Here is a 14931-nt window from a genome sequence, read left to right as displayed (position 1 = left end):
GATGGCTGGGGAGCGGACGTACGACGTGGTGTTGTTCGGCGCGACCGGCTTCACCGGCGGGCTGACCGCCGATTACCTCGCCCGGCACGCGCCGCCCGGGTTGCGCTGGGCGCTTGCCGGGCGCAACCGGGACCGCCTCGCCGCCGTGCGCGACCGGCTCGCCGCGATCGACCCCGCACTCGCCGACCTGGCGCTGCTCACCGCCGACGTGACCGACGCCGACTCGCTGCGGGCGGTCGCCCAGAGCGCCCGGGTGGTCGCCAGCACCGTCGGCCCGTACGTCCACCACGGGGAGCCGCTGGTCGCCGCCTGCGCCCGGGCCGGCACCGACTACCTGGACATCACCGGCGAGCCGGAGTTCGTCGACCTGATGTACGTCCGGCACCACGCCGAGGCGAACCGCACCGGCGCGCGACTGGTGCACGCCTGCGGGTTCGACTCCATCCCGCACGACCTGGGCGTCTGGTTCACCGTCAAGCAGTTGCCCGCCGACGTTCCGATCACTGTGGACGGCTACGTACGCGCCGGGGCGCGGTTCTCCGCAGGCACGTACCATTCCGCGCTCACCGCGTTCTCCCGTACCGGGGAGGCGAGCCGGGCGGCCCGCGCCCGCCGGGCCGTCGAACCACGCCCGGCCGGCCGCCGGGTCCGGGCGATACCCGGCCGGGTGGCCCGTTCGGCGGAGCTGGGCATCTGGGCCGTGCCGCTGCCCACCATCGACCCGCAGGTGGTCCGCCGCTCGGCGGCGGCTCGCCCCGAGTACGGCCCGGACTTCCGCTACCGGCACTTCGCCGCCGTGAAGCGGCTGCCGACCGTGCTGGTCGGCGCTGTGGGGCTCGGCGCGCTTGTCGGCCTGGTGAAGCTGCCACCCACCCGACGCTGGCTGCTCGGTCGGCTCGCCTCCGGGCAGGGGCCGACAGCGCAGCAGCGGGCGACGTCCTGGTTCCGGGTCCGGTTCGTGGGCGTCGGCGGCGGCCAGCGGGTGGTCACCGAGGTCGCGGGCGGCGACCCGGGCTACGACGAGACGGCGAAGATGCTCGCCGAGTCCGCGCTCTGCCTGGCCCTCGACGACCTGCCGCCGGCCGCCGGCCAGCTCACCCCGGTCAGCGCGATGGGCGACGCGCTGCTCGACCGCCTGATCCGGGCGGGGCTGACCTTCCGCGTGCTGACGGAGTAAGGAAGGGCACCTTACTAACGCCTTTTGCATAGGAAGGGGCCCTTCCTAACTCTCGGCGGCTTGACTCTCGACCAGGTTGAGGGGGCAGGATGCCGGCGTGGTGAGCGACCTGCACAGCATCGGCGAGCTGGCCCGGGCCAGTGGCCTGACGGTGAGCGCCCTGCGCTTCTACGACTCGGCTAACGTGCTGGAGCCGGCCCTTGTCGACCCGGTGACCGGCTACCGCTGGTACACCGACGAGCAGATCGCCCCGGCCCGGCTGGTGGCCGGGCTGCGCCGGGTCGGCATGCCGGTGCCGGAGATCGCCGCCGCGGTCCGCGCGGAGCCCGCCGAGGTGCACCGGCTGCTCGACGCGCATCTGCGCCGGCTGGCCGACGGGCTCGCCGACGCCCGCCGCGAGATCGACAGGCTCCGGGCCCTGGTCGACCCCGCGCCGGCTCAGGCCACGACGCTGCTGCTCTCCCCCACCGAGCTGGCCGCCGCGCTCGACGCGGTGCGTTTCGCCGTCGGCGCCGACCCGGAGCTGCCGGTGCTCTGCGGGGTGCTGCTGGACGTCGAGCCGGACGCCGTACGACTAGTCGCCACCGACCGGCACCGGATGGCGCTGGCCCGAGCCGGGGCGACCGTCGACGGTCCGCCGACGCGGGTGCTCCTGCCCGTGGACCTCGTCGACCGGCTGCGCCGGCTGCTCGACAGCGAAGATCCCGAGCCGGTACGGCTGACAGTGGCCGGAACCGACCTGCGCATCGCGGTGGCGGGCCGGACGCTGACCGGCACCGCCCTGCCGTACGACTTCCCGGACTACCGCCGGCTGCTGCGGGAGGCGGTCGGCGAGCACAGGGCCACGTACCGCGTCCCGGTGGACGTGGCGGCGCTGCGGGCCGCGCTGACGGCCCCGGCCGCCCCCACTGTGGCCCGCGAGTACGCCGGCCGGCCCCTGGCGGTGACAGTCCTCGGCCTCGACGACCGGGGCGGCCTACGGGTGCTGGACCCCACCGACGAGCCCGACCCGGCCGGTACGGACCAAGCCGGCGGATTGCGGATCGGTGTAAACGGTGACTACCTGCTCGACGCGCTGGCCGCCGCCGGGGGGCCGCAGCTGGTGCTGGAGCTGGACGGGCCGATCGCCCCGCTTGCCGTCCGTCGCCCGGGCGACGCCGACACCTTCTCCGTGCTGATGCCGATCCGGCTCTGACAGCTCCTGCGGTCGGGCTGACAGCTCCTGCCGGTCGGGCTGACAGCTCCTGCCGATCCGGCTCTGAAACGGGGTCGTCGCTCCCCGTCCCGGGTCGAAACGGGCGCGACGGTAGCATCTGGTGGTCCACCCGACCCCGGACGGAGGCGTACGGAGCAGCATGCTCGACATGGAGTTGATCCGGAAGGATCGCGAGGCGGTGGCGACCGCGCTGGCGAAGCGTCTGGATCCCGCCGAGGTCGATCAGGCCCTGGACGAGATCCAGCGGCTGGACCAGGAACGGCGCGCCCTCATCACGGAGATCGACGCCGAGCGGCAGCGCCGCAAGGCGGACGCTCGGGCGTACGCGGAGGCGAAGCGCGCCGGCCGAGAGCCGGAGGCCGTCGCCCCCGAGGCCGGTCGCCGGCAGCTCTCCGACCTGGAGTCCGAGCTGGACGAGGTGCAGGGGCGGCTGCGTACCGCGATGAGCGAGCTGCCCAACCTGCCCGCCGATGACATCCTCCCCGGCGGCAAGGAGGCCAACCGGGTCGTCAAGACCTTCGGCGAGCCGCCGGTGATCGAGAAGGTCCGCGACCACGTGGAGCTGTCCCGGGCACTGGGCCTTGTCGACTACGAGCGCGGGGTCAAGCTCGGCGGCTCCGGCTTCTGGATCTACACGGGGGTCGGCGCCCGGCTGGAGTGGGCGCTTCTCAACTACTTCATCGACCAGCACATCAGGGCCGGGTACGAGTTCCTGCTCCCGCCGCACCTGCTGCTGGACTCGGCCGGTTTCGCCGCCGGCCAGTTCCCGAAGTTCTACGACGACGTCTACCACCTGGACGCCGCGTCCGCCCCGCGCGGGCAGTTCCTGCTGCCCACCTCGGAGACGGCGATCCTCGGCGCGTACCAGGACGAGATCCTGGACACCACGAAGCTGCCGTTGAAGGCGTTCGCGTACACGCCGTGCTACCGCCGGGAGTCGGCCGGGTCGCACTCGGACGAGCGCGGCACCGTGCGCGGGCACCAGTTCAACAAGGTGGAGATCTTCCAGTTCACCCTTCCGGAGCAGGCGGACGCCGCGCTTGAGGAGATGCTCGCCCACGCCGAGAGCCTGGTCGAAGGGCTGGGCCTGCACTACCAGCGGACGCTGCTCTCGGCGGGTGACGCGAGCGCCTCGATGAAGAAGACCCTCGACATCGAGGTGTGGATGCCGAGCACCGGCAAGTACAAGGAGGTGTCGTCGGTTTCCTGGGCCGGCGACTACCAGGCCCGCCGGGCGGCCATCCGCTACCGCGAGCCGGGCGGCAAGCAGACCCGTTTCGTGCACACGCTCAACGGGTCGGCCCTGGCCACGAGCCGGCTCTTCCCGGCCATCCTGGAGCAGTACCAACAGGCCGACGGCTCGGTGCTGATCCCCGAGGTGCTGCGCGACCGGATGGGCACCGACCGCCTTACCCCGCGCTAAGCGGTTCGCTCGGCGGGGGCTGGGTCCATCCCGGCCCCCGTCGGCGTATCCGCCGGTGCCGTCGGGCGCTCAGCCACCATGTTAGGAAGGGACCCTTCCTCTACCGCAGGCGTTAGGAAGGGGCCCTTCCTAACAGCCAGGGCCAGCGCGGCGAGCAGGACGAGCACGGCGAGCACTACCACCGGGCCGAGCGCGTCGAGGCCGTCGGCGAGGGCGTGCTGCACCTGGGCCGCCGCCCGTATCACCGGGTCCGTCAGGGCTTCGCGGCGGCCGGCGGCGAGCCGCAGCTCGTACCAGCCGTACCAGGCGACGTAGCCGCCGGTGAGCAGCAGCACCAGGGCACTGAGCCGGGGCACCAGCGCGCCGGCGACCCGCAGCCGGGCCACCAGGCCGTCGCGCACCAGCGCCACGCCGAGCGCGGCGACAGCGACCACAAGCCCCATACCGAGGGCGTACGCGCCGAACAGCGCCAGCCCTTCGCCGGTCGAACCGGCCTGGAGGCTTGTCACCACGATGGCCAGGAACGGTGCGATGGCGCAGCCGAGCGAGGCCAGCGCGTACGCCGCGCCGAACAGCACCATCGACGGCCAGGAACGGGTCAGTCGGGGCGCTCGGGCCGACCAGCCGGGGGTGGGCAGCCGCCGGCCGGTGAGCAGCCAACAGCCGGCCACCACGAGCAGCAGCCCGAGCGCCACTGTCAGCCACGGCAGCCGAGGTCGCAGCCAGCCGGCGAGCGGCGCGAGCGCCAGGCCGAAGGCGCCGAAGACCACGACGTACCCCACTGTCAGCCCGACCGCCGCGGTGAGCGCGCGGCCGACCGCGCCGCGGGTGTCGGTGGTCCCGGCGACCAACAGCGAGAGGTACGCGGGCAGCAGCGCGAAGCCGCACGGGTTGACAGCGCCGAGCATGCCGGCGGTCAGCGCGAGCAGCAGCGGGGTGGTCACGCCCGGGCCAGCGCGGCGACGCGGGCGGTGAGCGCCTCACCGTCGAGGAAGCCCTGGTGGACGACAGTGCCGTTCCGGTCGATGATCACGAAGATGCTCTGTTCGGTCACCTTGAACCGACGCCAGAGCGCGCCGGCGCGGTCGTCGATCTGCGGCGTGCCGGCGAGGTCGAACTCGGTGACGAAGTCCTTCATGGCGTTGCGCTCGCCGAGGCCGGCGACGCCGACGATCGGCACGGTGTCCCGGTACTGCGGTGCGATCTCGGCAACGGTCCACGCCTGGCTGGCGCAGGTGGCGCACCACGGCGCCCAGAACCAGAGCACCACGGGCCGGCCGGCGAACGTCGTCGCGTCGAGCGGGCTGCCGTCGAGGGTGGTCCCGGTGAAGCGCAGGGTGTCCGGGATCGGGGCCGGCGCGGCCGTCGGTGAGCCGGCGGCGGGTACGGTCGGCGCGGCCGGGGAGCTGGCCGGGGCCGGCGTCGCCCCGGCGGCGGCAGCGTCGGGCGGCACCGTGCCGGTGCAGGAGGCCGTGGCGAGCAGAGCGACAACGAGTACGGCTGCGGTACCGCCACGGCGTAACCACCTCCGTCCGTGCCAGCTGCGCATCGGTGTCTCCCTCCACAGTTTGTTAGGAAGGGGCCCTTCCTATACACGAGGCGTTAAGAAGGTGCCCTTCCTTACTCGGCCTTGGCGAGGCGCAGCGCGAGCTCCGGGCAGACCTTCACCGCCTTCAACGCGCCCTCCCGCAGCCAGGTCGGCACCGGCGTGGCCGGAAACGCGGGGTAGCCGTTGCCGTCGAGGCGGATGAAGTCCGGCACCACGTGCGCGCAGAGCCCGTGGCCGTCGCAGCGCGACCAGTCCAGGGTCAGCTTCTGCGGGTTCGCGTCGGGCGCGCCCGGCAACCCCATGACGCCCTTGACCCGCCGGCCGCAGCCGTCGCCGGTGCTGTGCATCCTCAGGTCGTCGGCGAAGACCTCGATCGCGGAGAGGGCGAACCGTGCGGTGCCGTCGGGGTGGCTGCACGCGCCCCGGCCCTTCACCTCGCCGGCTGCGGCGCGTACCACGTCTGCCGGTTGGCTGCCGGCGACGGCCAGGTCGACGGCGCGGGCCAGGTCCGGCAGGCCCATCTTGCACGGTCCGCACTGGCCTGCGGACTCTCCGGCCAGGTAGCGCACCACCTGCGCGGCCTCACCGAGCGGGCAGGTGTCGACGCCGACCGGGACGATGATGCCCGCGCCGAGGGTGCCGCCGACCGCGGCGAGGCCCTTGCGGGAGACCTCTGCCTTCTCCGCCGCCTCCGGGGTGATCCACTTGCCGTGGTAGCCGCCCATCAGGATGCCCTGGACGTCCGGCACCTCGCACAGGTCGAGGATCTCGCGCAGCGGAGTGCCGGCGGCGATCTCCACGACCGCCGGTCGGGCCGCCGCGCCGGTCACTGTGAGCAGCAGGGTGCCCGGCTCGTCGTCGGTGCCGAGTGCCGCGTACTCGTACGGGCCGAGTCGGGCGGCGACGGCCAACTGGGCGTACGTCTCGGCGTTGGACAGCAGTGTGGGCAGTCCACCGACGCCGGAGTCGCTGGAGCGTTTCTTGGTGCCCGGAGGGATGTGCGGCAGCCCGTTGATCCCGTTGACGAGCGCGCCGCCCTCGCCGGAGATGAACCGGTGCGGGACCGTGACGATTGTGGCCGGCACCGGCATCCGCCGCTCCGCAAGCGCGTCCATCAGCGACTCCCGGCCCACCCCGTCGTCGGCGACACCGATGACGATCTCCTCGGCGTCGAGCGCGTACGCGGCCAGCGCGGCCCCGTCGAGAATCAGGTGCGGCGCGCGGGTGAGCAGCACCTTGTCCTTCCAGCTGGCCGGCTCGCCCTCGGTGGCGTTGACCACCACCACGGCGGCGAGGTCCTGCCGCTCGCAGGACTCCAGGACCGCGCGCAGCTTGCGGGCGAACGGGAAGCCGGCTCCACCCTTGCCCTTGAGCTGCATGCCTTCGGCGAGGCGGAGCAGTTGCGCCGGTTCCATCGGGCCGATCGGGCCGTGCACCTCCTCGTGCGCTGCCAGGTCGAGTCGGCCGAACTCGGCGAAGCCGGCGGTCAGTCGGGGTTCACCCACGCAGGCGACCGGGGGCACGGTCGTCCGCATCACTTGGCCTCACCCCGCAGCCCGGCCCAGTACGCTCCGTCCACGGCATCCGCGCTGGCCTTGCGGCGCTTGGCGGAGCGGCTCTCGCCGGCGGCACGGCGGGCTCGCCGGGACGCCAGGTCGACAAGGGTCGGGGTGTCGTCGACGGGCGGCGGTACGTCCTCGGGGACGTACCGGGCCGGCGGGCGCCAGTAGTCCGGCTCCTCCGGCAGGTCGTCCTCGACGCTGTGACGGCCGCTGCCGCTGCGCGGCGCCGCGGAGATCGGACCGGCGGAGATCGGGCTGCTGGAGATCGGCTCGGCGGAGACCGGGCCGGCTGAGATCGGCTCCGCGGCCTGCCAGCGGCGCGGGCTGTCCCACGGCTCCTCGGGCTCTTCGAGCGTCCGCCGTGGCGGTGCTGAGTAACGGGTGCCGTCGTCCTCGGTCCGGGAGCGTCGGCGGGACCGTTCGGCGGCCGGCTCCTCGACGGGCGTGGTGCCACGTCGCCGGCCGGTGGTGGTCGCATCGTCCCGGATGCGCTCGCCTCGCCGGCGGGCCACGGGCTCCAGTTCCTCCTCGTCGCGCTGGCGGGTGGGCGGCTCCTGCGCGCTGCGGCGGGAGGACCGGCGGGTGGGCTCCGCCTCGTCGCGCCGTCCGCGCGTCGGCCGGTCCACGTCCTGCCGGGCGGCGGGCTCCACGTCCCGCCGACGCCGGGTGGGCCGGGTCGGCTCGGCGAGGGAGCCGGGTTCGGGGACCACCGGGACGGTGAACCGCTCGGGGTCGCGCCGCCGTGGGCCGGCCGGTGGCGCGGTCCAGGTTGCGGTGGTGGCCTCCGCCCAGGCGGGACGCTTGTTGTCGCTGGTGTCGCGGCGTCGACTCAGCCCGGCCAGTAGGGCGCGGCCGCGGCTCTCCGCGTTGGCCCGGCCGGCCATCGCGGCGTTACGCAGGGCGGCCTGGTGCTGCTCGCGGCTGCGCCGGCCGATTGTCACCGAGAGCCGCACCAGCAGCGCCAGCACGACAAGCAGGATGCAGGCGAGGTAGCTGAGCACCACCCAGGAGCTCGCGGCCCGGCCGGCGTTGAGGCCGTGCAGGATGGCGAAGGGCCAGGAGAGGTACGCGGTGGAGTGCATGGCCCGCCACAGCCACTTGGGACCGACACCTGCGAAGCGGGCTCGGATGATGCCGGTCCAGATCACGCTGACCATCAGCAGGGCGGCCACCGTGCCGAGGCCGACGTAGAGCCCTCGGCCGCCAACGAACGGGATCAACGAGTCGGTTAGCGCAGCCCGACCGGTGGCGATCTTCGTGAGCACGTGGAAGCCCAGCCCGGCCACGCCCAGGACGCCGGTGGCCCGGTGCGCCGACTGCATAAGCACCCGGTGCGGGATGCTCAGCACCAGCCGGTCGGTGGCGAGCAGGCCGAGCATCACTGTGAGGCTCAGTGACACCAGGGCGACCACCCCGGCGAAGAACTCGGTGAAGAAGAAGCCGTACGCGTATGCCGTCTGCCCCGCTCCGGTCAGCATCGTCGCCGCCCAGAGCGCCGCGACCACCGAGGCGATCAGCAGCATGGTCGCCGACCGCGAACGGGTTCGGACCCCCCGACTGCTGGCGCTGGTCCGGACCGTGGTGGCCTTCTCGTTCTGCTTTGCCCGGGCCATCTGCTCCTCGATCGTCTCGCGGCGGCGTACCACCGGCCGACCCCTGCTCCCCCATCCAGTACGGACGGACGGCGCGCGCGGATCACCCCGGGCGGAAATTTCTGGGGCGGGATCGAACCGGTCGGCGTCGTGGCGCGTGACAGTCAACCCCCGCAGAACGGGGAAGGCAGCGACAGATGTCCATGCGTTGACAGTCCTTGCAACGAGCTTGTAATCTTTCGGCAATTTTCAGCACGGGTTGCAAGATTCGAGCAACTGGTGCTGCTCCCCCCGCACCACCACCTCACCCCCCGCTCCCGTCAGGAGTCCCGATGCACCGACGTCGACGCGCCTCGGCGATCCTCGCCCTCGGCCTGATCGCCAGCCTGCTCACCCCCCTCACCGTGACGGCACCCCCGGCCGCCGCGGCGCCCGCCGGCAACAAGAAGGTCATCGTCCAGCTCTTCGAGTGGAACTGGCCGTCGGTGGCCAGCGAGTGCCAGAGCACTCTCGGCCCGAAGGGCTACGGCTACGTCCAGGTCTCGCCCCCGCAGGAGCACGTCCGGGGCAACCAGTGGTGGCTGGCGTACCAGCCGGTCAGCTACCGCATCGAATCCCGCAAGGGCACCCGCGCCCAGTTCCAGTCGATGGTCAACACCTGCCATGCGGCAGGCGTCAAGGTGCTCGTCGACGCTGTCATCAACCACATGTCCGGCCAGGCGAACGGCGGAACGGGCTGGGCCGGCTCGTCCTACTCGCACTACGACTACCCGGGCATCTACCAGACGCAGGACTTCCACCACTGTGGGCGCAACGGCGGCGACGACATCGTCAACTACAACGACCGGTACGAGGTGCAGAACTGCGAGCTGGTCAACCTGTCGGACCTGAAGACCGAGTCGGACTACGTCCGTACGAAGATCGCGTCGTACCTCAACGACCTGCTCTCGCTCGGCGTGGACGGTTTCCGGCTGGACGCCAGCAAGCACATGCCGGCCGCCGACATCGCCGCGATCAAGGGCAAGCTCTCCCGCTCGGCGTACATCGTGCAGGAGGTCATCTACGGCGCCGGCGAGCCGGTGCAGCCGACCGAGTACACCGGCAACGGTGACGTGCACGAGTTCCGCTACGGCAAGGACCTGGCCCGGGTGTTCCGCTCGGAGCGACTGGCGTACCTGCGCAACTTCGGCGAGGGCTGGGGGCACCTGCCCAGCGGGCCGGCCTCGGTGTTCGTCGACAACCACGACACCCAGCGCGACGTGGGCGGCGTGCTCACCTACCGGGATCGCGGCATCTACGCGCTGGCGAACGCCTTCATGCTGGCCTGGCCGTACGGCTCGCCGACGGTGATGTCCAGCTACACCTTCAGCAACCGGGACGCCGGCCCGCCCTCGGACGGCGCGAACAAGACCCTGAACACCGCCTGCTACTCCGGTTGGGAGTGCGAGCACCGCTGGCCGGTGATCGCCAACATGGTCGGCTTCCGCAACGCCACCGAGGGCGCGGGCGTGGCCAACTGGTACGACAACGGCAACAACCACATCGCGTTCAGCCGCAGCGGCAAGGGCTACATCACCGTCAACGACGAGGATTCGGCGGTGAACGGCCGCTCGTACTACACAGGGCTGCCCGCCGGTCGCTACTGCGACGTCATCCACGGCACGTACTCCGGCGGCACGTGCAGCGGACCGGTGATCACCGTGGACGGTAGTGGCTGGTTCGCCGCGAACGTGCCAGCCCACGACGCGATAGCGATCCACATCGGCGCCCGCGTCTGACCCACTGCAAGGAAGGGCCCCTTCTTATCGCTTTTTGTATAAGAAGGGGCCCTTCCTAACGTCGGGCGGTCCGATACAGTCGTTTGGTGCAGTTTGACCGAATGTCTCCGTACCGTCGTCGGGGTGTATGGGTGGGCGCGGCCGTCGCTGTGGCCGCGCTGTTGATCGTCGCGTTGCTGATCGGCCAGGCCCTCACTCCACGATCGACGAACCGCGACCGGCCGGTCGCTGTCGCGACCGCTCCGACGCCGCCGAGCATTGAGCAGAGCCCCGAGGAGTCGGTACCGGCCGCGGCTCCCGCCCCGGACGGGTTGCCAGTGGTCGACTACGACCCCGCGCCGAAGGGGTTCCCGGCCGACCCGGCCACCATGGACACCACGCCACTGACCGAGGGCGTGCATCCGACCCGGAGGATCGCCGCGTACGACGCGCCCGGCGGACGTCCACTCGCCTTCCTCGAACCGACACTCGCCGGTGTGGAACTGACGGTGCCGATCGCCGAGCGGCGGGCCGGCTGGACGGCTGTCCTGCTGCCGTCGGCCAACAGGCGTCTCGCCTGGCTGCCGCCCGGCGGGTTCGACACGGTGCCGTTGCGCGACCAGATCGTCGTGGAACGCAAGGTGCACCGGCTCACCTGGTACCGGGCCGGCAAGGCGATGCGTTCCTGGAAGACGAGCCTCGGCCAGTCCGGCCAGGAAACCCCCCTCGGCCGGACGTTCATCCTGGGCCGCACACCGCCACCGGAGGCGGTCTACGGCGGGGTGGACATTTACGCCCTCGGCTCGGTGCCCGACGACCCCGAGGCGGTGCCCGCCAGCCTGCGCGGCGCCCACATCGGCGTGCACACCTGGCACAACGACGACGACCTGGGCAGGAACACCACGAACGGCTGCATCCGGGTCACCCGCAGCGGTCAGCGCGAGCTGCTCGCCGAGGTCCGCCCCGGCAGCAGCCTGGTCGTGGTCGACCAACTGCCCACGCCACCGCCGACCGCCTGAGCGGCGCACCGACACCGCCAGGCAGCGGCTACACCCGCCTCATTCGCCCAGCAGCCAGCCGTTCTGCTCGGCGATGCGTACGGCGGCGGCCCGGTTGCGGGCGCCGGTCTTGCCGATCGCCGCCGAGAGGTGGTTGCGCACCGTCCCCTCGGACAGGTGCAGCGTGCGCGCCAGCTCGGCGACCGCCCCGCCACCCCGGGCGGCGCGCAGCACCTCGGTTTCCCGCTCGGTCAGCGGGCTGGCCCCGGTGGCAAGGGTTTCGGCCGCCAGCGTCGGGTCGACCACCCGCAGACCGGCGTGCACCCGGCGGACCGCGTCGGCGAGCTGCCGCGCCGGAGTGTCCTTGACGACGAAGCCGTTCGCGCCTGCCTCCATGGCGCGACGTAGGTAACCCGGTCGGCCGAAGGTCGTCACCACGAGCACCCGGCAGGTCGGCAGCGCCGCCCGCAACGCGGCAGTGGCGGCGATGCCGTCCAGGCCGGGCATCTCCACGTCCAGCAGGGCCACGTCGGGCGCGCTGCGGCGGGCCTCGGCCACCACCTCGTCGCCCCGGCCGACCTCCGCCACCACTGTCAGGTCCGGCTCCAGCGACAGCAGCGCGGCCAGTGCGCCCCGTACCAACGCCTGGTCGTCGGCGAGCAGCAGCCGGATCGGAGTCACCTGGCCTCCCCGGGCACGTGTACGCGCAGCAGGAACCCCGTGCCGTCCCGCCGGCGGCCCACCGTGACCGCCGCTCCCAGCCGTCCGGCCCGCTCACGTAGGCCTACCAGCCCGTTTCCGTCCGCGTCGGCGTCCGGCGTCGACGGCCCTCGACCGTCGTCGCTCACCTCGGCCCGGTCCGCGTACACCCGGACCGTGCAGCACCGCGCCCCACTGTGCCGGACCACATTGGTCACCCCTTCGCGTACCGTCCAGCCGAACAACTGATCCCACTCCCCCGGCAACTCGGGCACCTCGGTCGGCAGGTCGGCCGCGATGCCCGCCGCGGTCAGCGCGGACCGGGCGCCGGCCAGCTCCCCGGCGAGCGTGACCTCCCGGTACGCCCCGACTGTCTGCCGTACGTCGGCAAGCGCCGCGCGGGCCAACTCCTCCACCTCGGCGATCTCGGTCGCGGCCCGCTCGCGGTCCACCTCGATGAGTCGGCCCGCCAGCTCGGCTTTGATCGCCACGACTGTCAGCGAGTGCCCCAGGATGTCGTGCAGGTCGCGGGCAGCGCGTGCCCGCTCCTCGGCGACCGCGAGCCGGCGGATCTCCTGCTGGGCGGCCTGCAACTCGCTGTTGCGCTGAGCCAACTGGGAAACCCCGAACATGGCGAACGACGCGAGCAGCACCGCGAAGAAGATCGTGTCGACCGACTCCCAACCCGACACCAGCCGGGACGCCACCACCGGGGCCAGCGCGCAGAGCACAACGGTGGCCAGCGCCTCCCACCGAGGCAGCAGGAACACCGCCGTCGCCGCGACGTAGACCAGGGTGGCCAACCAGTTCCCACCGGTGCCCGGGATGCTTGCCACGCCCACAGCGAACAGGAGCACCAGGCCGGCCCGTGCCCGACCCACCGGGATAGGCAACAGCGCTTGGCGCAGCCGGCGAGCCCACTGGAACAGCAGCACGTACCCGACGCCGAAGCCGAGCAGCGCCACCACGCCGACGACACGCCGCCAGGGCTCCGGCTGGTGCAGCGCGGTGGACAGCGGCACGTTGAGGAAGAACAGCCACACCGCGGCCAGCAGCCAGCCGGTGAACCGCCAGTGGCGGCTCGCCGGCCGGGGCTGCCCCGTCGAGAGGTCCATCGGTTTCACGCTAGCGGTCGCCGGCCGTCAGACCCGCGCCGTATCCCGGCGGAACAGCCGCGCCGCGCCGACGCCGAAGACGAGCGTCCAGAAGACCATGTTCGCCACCCCGGCCAGGCTCACATCGGCGCCGGTCAGCGGTGCGCGGGACAGCTCTCCCATGCCGTACACCGGGGTGAATTTGGCGACCTGCCCCAGCACGTGCGGCAGCACCTCGACCGGGACGAACAGCCCGCCGAACATGGCCAACAGCGCCAGGATCGGGCCGATGAACTGCATGACGTTCTCGGCCGGCACCAGGTAGCCGATGAACAGGCCGAACGCGGCGAACACCAGCGAACCGACCCAGGCGGCGAGGCCGGCCAGCAGCCAGACGTGCGCCGGGACGCGCACACCGGCTGCGGCGCCCACAAGGAACTCGACGACGACCGCGAGCAGGCCGAGGGTCATCGCGGTGATGAGCTTCATCGCCACGTACGCGGTGGGGCGCAGCGGAGTGAGCCGCAACTGTCGACTCCAGCCCAGTGCCCGCTCCGTGGCGACCGCGCCGCCCGCGCTTGTGGTCGCCACCATTGCCGCGTACACCGCCAGGCTGATCATGACGTACGCCATCACGGGACGGCCGTTGTCAAGCGTCTGCCCGCGCTGGGGCAGGCCGAAGATGAGGAAGAACACGCCCGGCATGATCAGCGTGAAGGCGAGGGTTCGGCGGTTGCGCAGCACCCTGCGCAACTCGATGCCGAGGACGCCCGGGGCGAAACCGCCCTGGGCCGGCAGTCGACGGTCGGGTTGCTTGGACCGGCCGTTGCGGTTGGTCCGTGTGGCGGCGGAGGTGGCCGGCTGGGTCGTCATCTCAGGCTCCGGTGCGCTCGGTGGTCAGTGCGAGGAACGCGTCCTCGAGATTGCGGGAGGTGATCTCCACATCCCGGGCGGCGGTCCGGGTGAGCAGGTGACGGGCTATCGAGTCCGAGTCACCCGTGCGTACCAGCACGCTGTCACCGCGTACCTCCACGGCGTCCACACCGGGCAGCGCCGCGAGCGCGGCCTGGTCCGCGTCGGGCAGGGTGGCGCGCACCGTACGGCCGGCGGCCAGGTTCTTGATCTCCGCGGTGGTGCCGTCGGCAACGGTGCGCCCTTGCCGGACCAGCACGATCCGATCGGCGTACGCGTCCGCCTCGTCCAGGTAGTGGGTGGCGAAGATGATCGTGCGACCATCGCGGGCGTCCCGGCGCAACGCCTGCCAGAAGGTCCGGCGGCCCTCGACGTCCATGCCGGTGGTCGGCTCGTCGAGCACCATCAGGTCCGGGTCGGGCAGTAGTGCCAGCGCGAAGCGCAGCCGCTGCTGCTGCCCGCCCGAGCACCGCCCGACCAGCCGGTCGGCGAGATCGGCGATGCCGGCCCGTTCCAGCACCTCCGCTGCCGGGCGGGTGTGCCGGTAGAAGTAGGAGGTCATCCGGACCGTCTCACCCACTGTGAGGTCCTTGAGCAGCCCGCCGGTCTGGAGCACGGCGGCGACCCGGCCCCGGGCCACCGCGTCGACCGGGGTGCCGCCGAAAACGCGGACCGTGCCCGCGTCCGGGCGGGCCAGGCCAAGCAGCATGTCGATGGCGGTGGTCTTGCCCGCGCCGTTGGGGCCGAGGAACGCCACCACCTCGCCGGGTTGCACCCGCAGGCTCAACCCGTCGACTGCGGTGACCGCGCCGAAGGTCTTTGTGAGGCCGCTCAGCTCGACGGCCGGATGCGTACTGGTCATGCGGTTGATGCTCCGGCGGCGCGGACCCTGACGCCCGGAGCGGCCGTCACGTTCCCACCATGACATTTGTCAGGGGCCACACGATTCGGC

The 14931-nt window shown here is 72.3% G+C and carries 13 protein-coding genes; 5 read left to right on the top strand and 8 right to left on the bottom strand.

The window, feature by feature from the left end:
- Position 1: 1 nt before the first annotated feature.
- The 3 genes from F4558_RS03110 to serS all read left to right on the top strand — a co-directional run bounded on the left by F4558_RS03110 (position 2) and on the right by serS (position 3816).
- Complete coding sequence (locus tag F4558_RS03110; RefSeq protein WP_053653277.1) at positions 2–1177, top strand: saccharopine dehydrogenase family protein; 1176 nt, start codon at positions 2–4, stop codon at positions 1175–1177.
- Positions 1178–1286: 109 nt separating this feature from the next.
- On the top strand, positions 1287–2372 hold the full coding sequence (locus F4558_RS03105; protein ID WP_053653365.1) for a DNA polymerase III subunit beta family protein: 1086 nt from the start codon (positions 1287–1289) through the stop codon (positions 2370–2372).
- Positions 2373–2532: 160 nt separating this feature from the next.
- The gene (serS, locus tag F4558_RS03100) at positions 2533–3816 is read left to right on the top strand and encodes a serine--tRNA ligase (RefSeq protein ID WP_053653366.1); all 1284 of its coding nucleotides are present in this window, start codon (positions 2533–2535) and stop codon (positions 3814–3816) included.
- Here the strand turns inward: serS and F4558_RS03095 are convergent.
- The 4 genes from F4558_RS03095 to F4558_RS03080 all read right to left on the bottom strand — a co-directional run bounded on the left by F4558_RS03095 (position 3813) and on the right by F4558_RS03080 (position 8540).
- Positions 3813–4760, bottom strand: coding sequence for a cytochrome c biogenesis CcdA family protein (locus F4558_RS03095; RefSeq protein WP_312877265.1), 948 nt, complete (start codon positions 4758–4760; stop codon positions 3813–3815). The genes serS and F4558_RS03095 overlap by 4 nt on opposite strands.
- Positions 4757–5365: a TlpA family protein disulfide reductase gene (locus F4558_RS03090; RefSeq protein WP_053653278.1), complete on the bottom strand. Its 609-nt coding sequence runs from the start codon at positions 5363–5365 to the stop codon at positions 4757–4759. The genes F4558_RS03095 and F4558_RS03090 overlap by 4 nt, the downstream gene beginning before the upstream one ends.
- 71 nt (positions 5366–5436) lie before the next feature.
- Positions 5437–6903, bottom strand: a complete 1467-nt coding sequence (locus F4558_RS03085) for an NADH-quinone oxidoreductase subunit NuoF family protein (RefSeq protein WP_053653279.1) — start codon at positions 6901–6903, stop codon at positions 5437–5439.
- Positions 6900–8540, bottom strand: a complete 1641-nt coding sequence (locus F4558_RS03080) for a hypothetical protein (protein WP_167943125.1) — start codon at positions 8538–8540, stop codon at positions 6900–6902. The genes F4558_RS03085 and F4558_RS03080 overlap by 4 nt, the downstream gene beginning before the upstream one ends.
- Positions 8541–8851: 311 nt before the next feature.
- Between F4558_RS03080 and F4558_RS03075 the strand changes: the two genes are divergently transcribed.
- Positions 8852–10297 (top strand): alpha-amylase, encoded by a 1446-nt coding sequence (locus F4558_RS03075; RefSeq protein ID WP_167943124.1) that lies wholly within the window; start codon positions 8852–8854, stop codon positions 10295–10297.
- 86 nt (positions 10298–10383) lie between these two features.
- A complete protein-coding gene (locus tag F4558_RS03070; RefSeq protein ID WP_167943122.1) occupies positions 10384–11295 on the top strand; it encodes a L,D-transpeptidase in 912 nt (303 codons plus the stop codon).
- Positions 11296–11334: 39 nt separating this feature from the next.
- Here F4558_RS03070 and F4558_RS03065 read toward each other — a convergent pair whose 3' ends face one another.
- From F4558_RS03065 to F4558_RS03050, 4 genes are read right to left on the bottom strand one after another with little or no spacing between them, the layout of a single operon-like run.
- Positions 11335–11955: a response regulator transcription factor gene (locus F4558_RS03065; RefSeq protein ID WP_053653281.1), complete on the bottom strand. Its 621-nt coding sequence runs from the start codon at positions 11953–11955 to the stop codon at positions 11335–11337.
- On the bottom strand, positions 11952–13088 hold the full coding sequence (locus tag F4558_RS03060; protein ID WP_167943120.1) for a sensor histidine kinase: 1137 nt from the start codon (positions 13086–13088) through the stop codon (positions 11952–11954). The genes F4558_RS03065 and F4558_RS03060 overlap by 4 nt, the downstream gene beginning before the upstream one ends.
- A 27-nt stretch (positions 13089–13115) precedes the next feature.
- The gene (locus F4558_RS03055; protein WP_167943119.1) at positions 13116–13940 is read right to left on the bottom strand and encodes an ABC transporter permease; all 825 of its coding nucleotides are present in this window, start codon (positions 13938–13940) and stop codon (positions 13116–13118) included.
- Position 13941: 1 nt separating this feature from the next.
- The gene (locus F4558_RS03050) at positions 13942–14841 is read right to left on the bottom strand and encodes an ABC transporter ATP-binding protein (protein WP_167943118.1); all 900 of its coding nucleotides are present in this window, start codon (positions 14839–14841) and stop codon (positions 13942–13944) included.
- Positions 14842–14931: the final 90 nt, after the last annotated feature.

Origin of the sequence: Micromonospora profundi (assembly GCF_011927785.1) — a bacterium.
GTDB lineage: Bacteria > Actinomycetota > Actinomycetes > Mycobacteriales > Micromonosporaceae > Micromonospora > Micromonospora profundi.
The sequence above is the reverse complement of the archived record's forward strand: the minus strand, read 5'-3'. Positions and strand labels throughout refer to the sequence as shown.

Coding starts and splice junctions, on each gene's coding strand:
- F4558_RS03110 (WP_053653277.1), top strand. CDS start 2: ATGGCTGGGGAGCGGACGTACGACGTGGTGTTGTTCGGCGCGACCGGC.
- serS (WP_053653366.1), top strand. CDS start 2,533: ATGCTCGACATGGAGTTGATCCGGAAGGATCGCGAGGCGGTGGCGACC.
- F4558_RS03090 (WP_053653278.1), bottom strand. CDS start 5,365: ATGCGCAGCTGGCACGGACGGAGGTGGTTACGCCGTGGCGGTACCGCA.
- F4558_RS03080 (WP_167943125.1), bottom strand. CDS start 8,540: ATGGCCCGGGCAAAGCAGAACGAGAAGGCCACCACGGTCCGGACCAGC.
- F4558_RS03075 (WP_167943124.1), top strand. CDS start 8,852: ATGCACCGACGTCGACGCGCCTCGGCGATCCTCGCCCTCGGCCTGATC.
- F4558_RS03060 (WP_167943120.1), bottom strand. CDS start 13,088: ATGGACCTCTCGACGGGGCAGCCCCGGCCGGCGAGCCGCCACTGGCGG.
- F4558_RS03055 (WP_167943119.1), bottom strand. CDS start 13,940: ATGACGACCCAGCCGGCCACCTCCGCCGCCACACGGACCAACCGCAAC.
- F4558_RS03050 (WP_167943118.1), bottom strand. CDS start 14,841: ATGACCAGTACGCATCCGGCCGTCGAGCTGAGCGGCCTCACAAAGACC.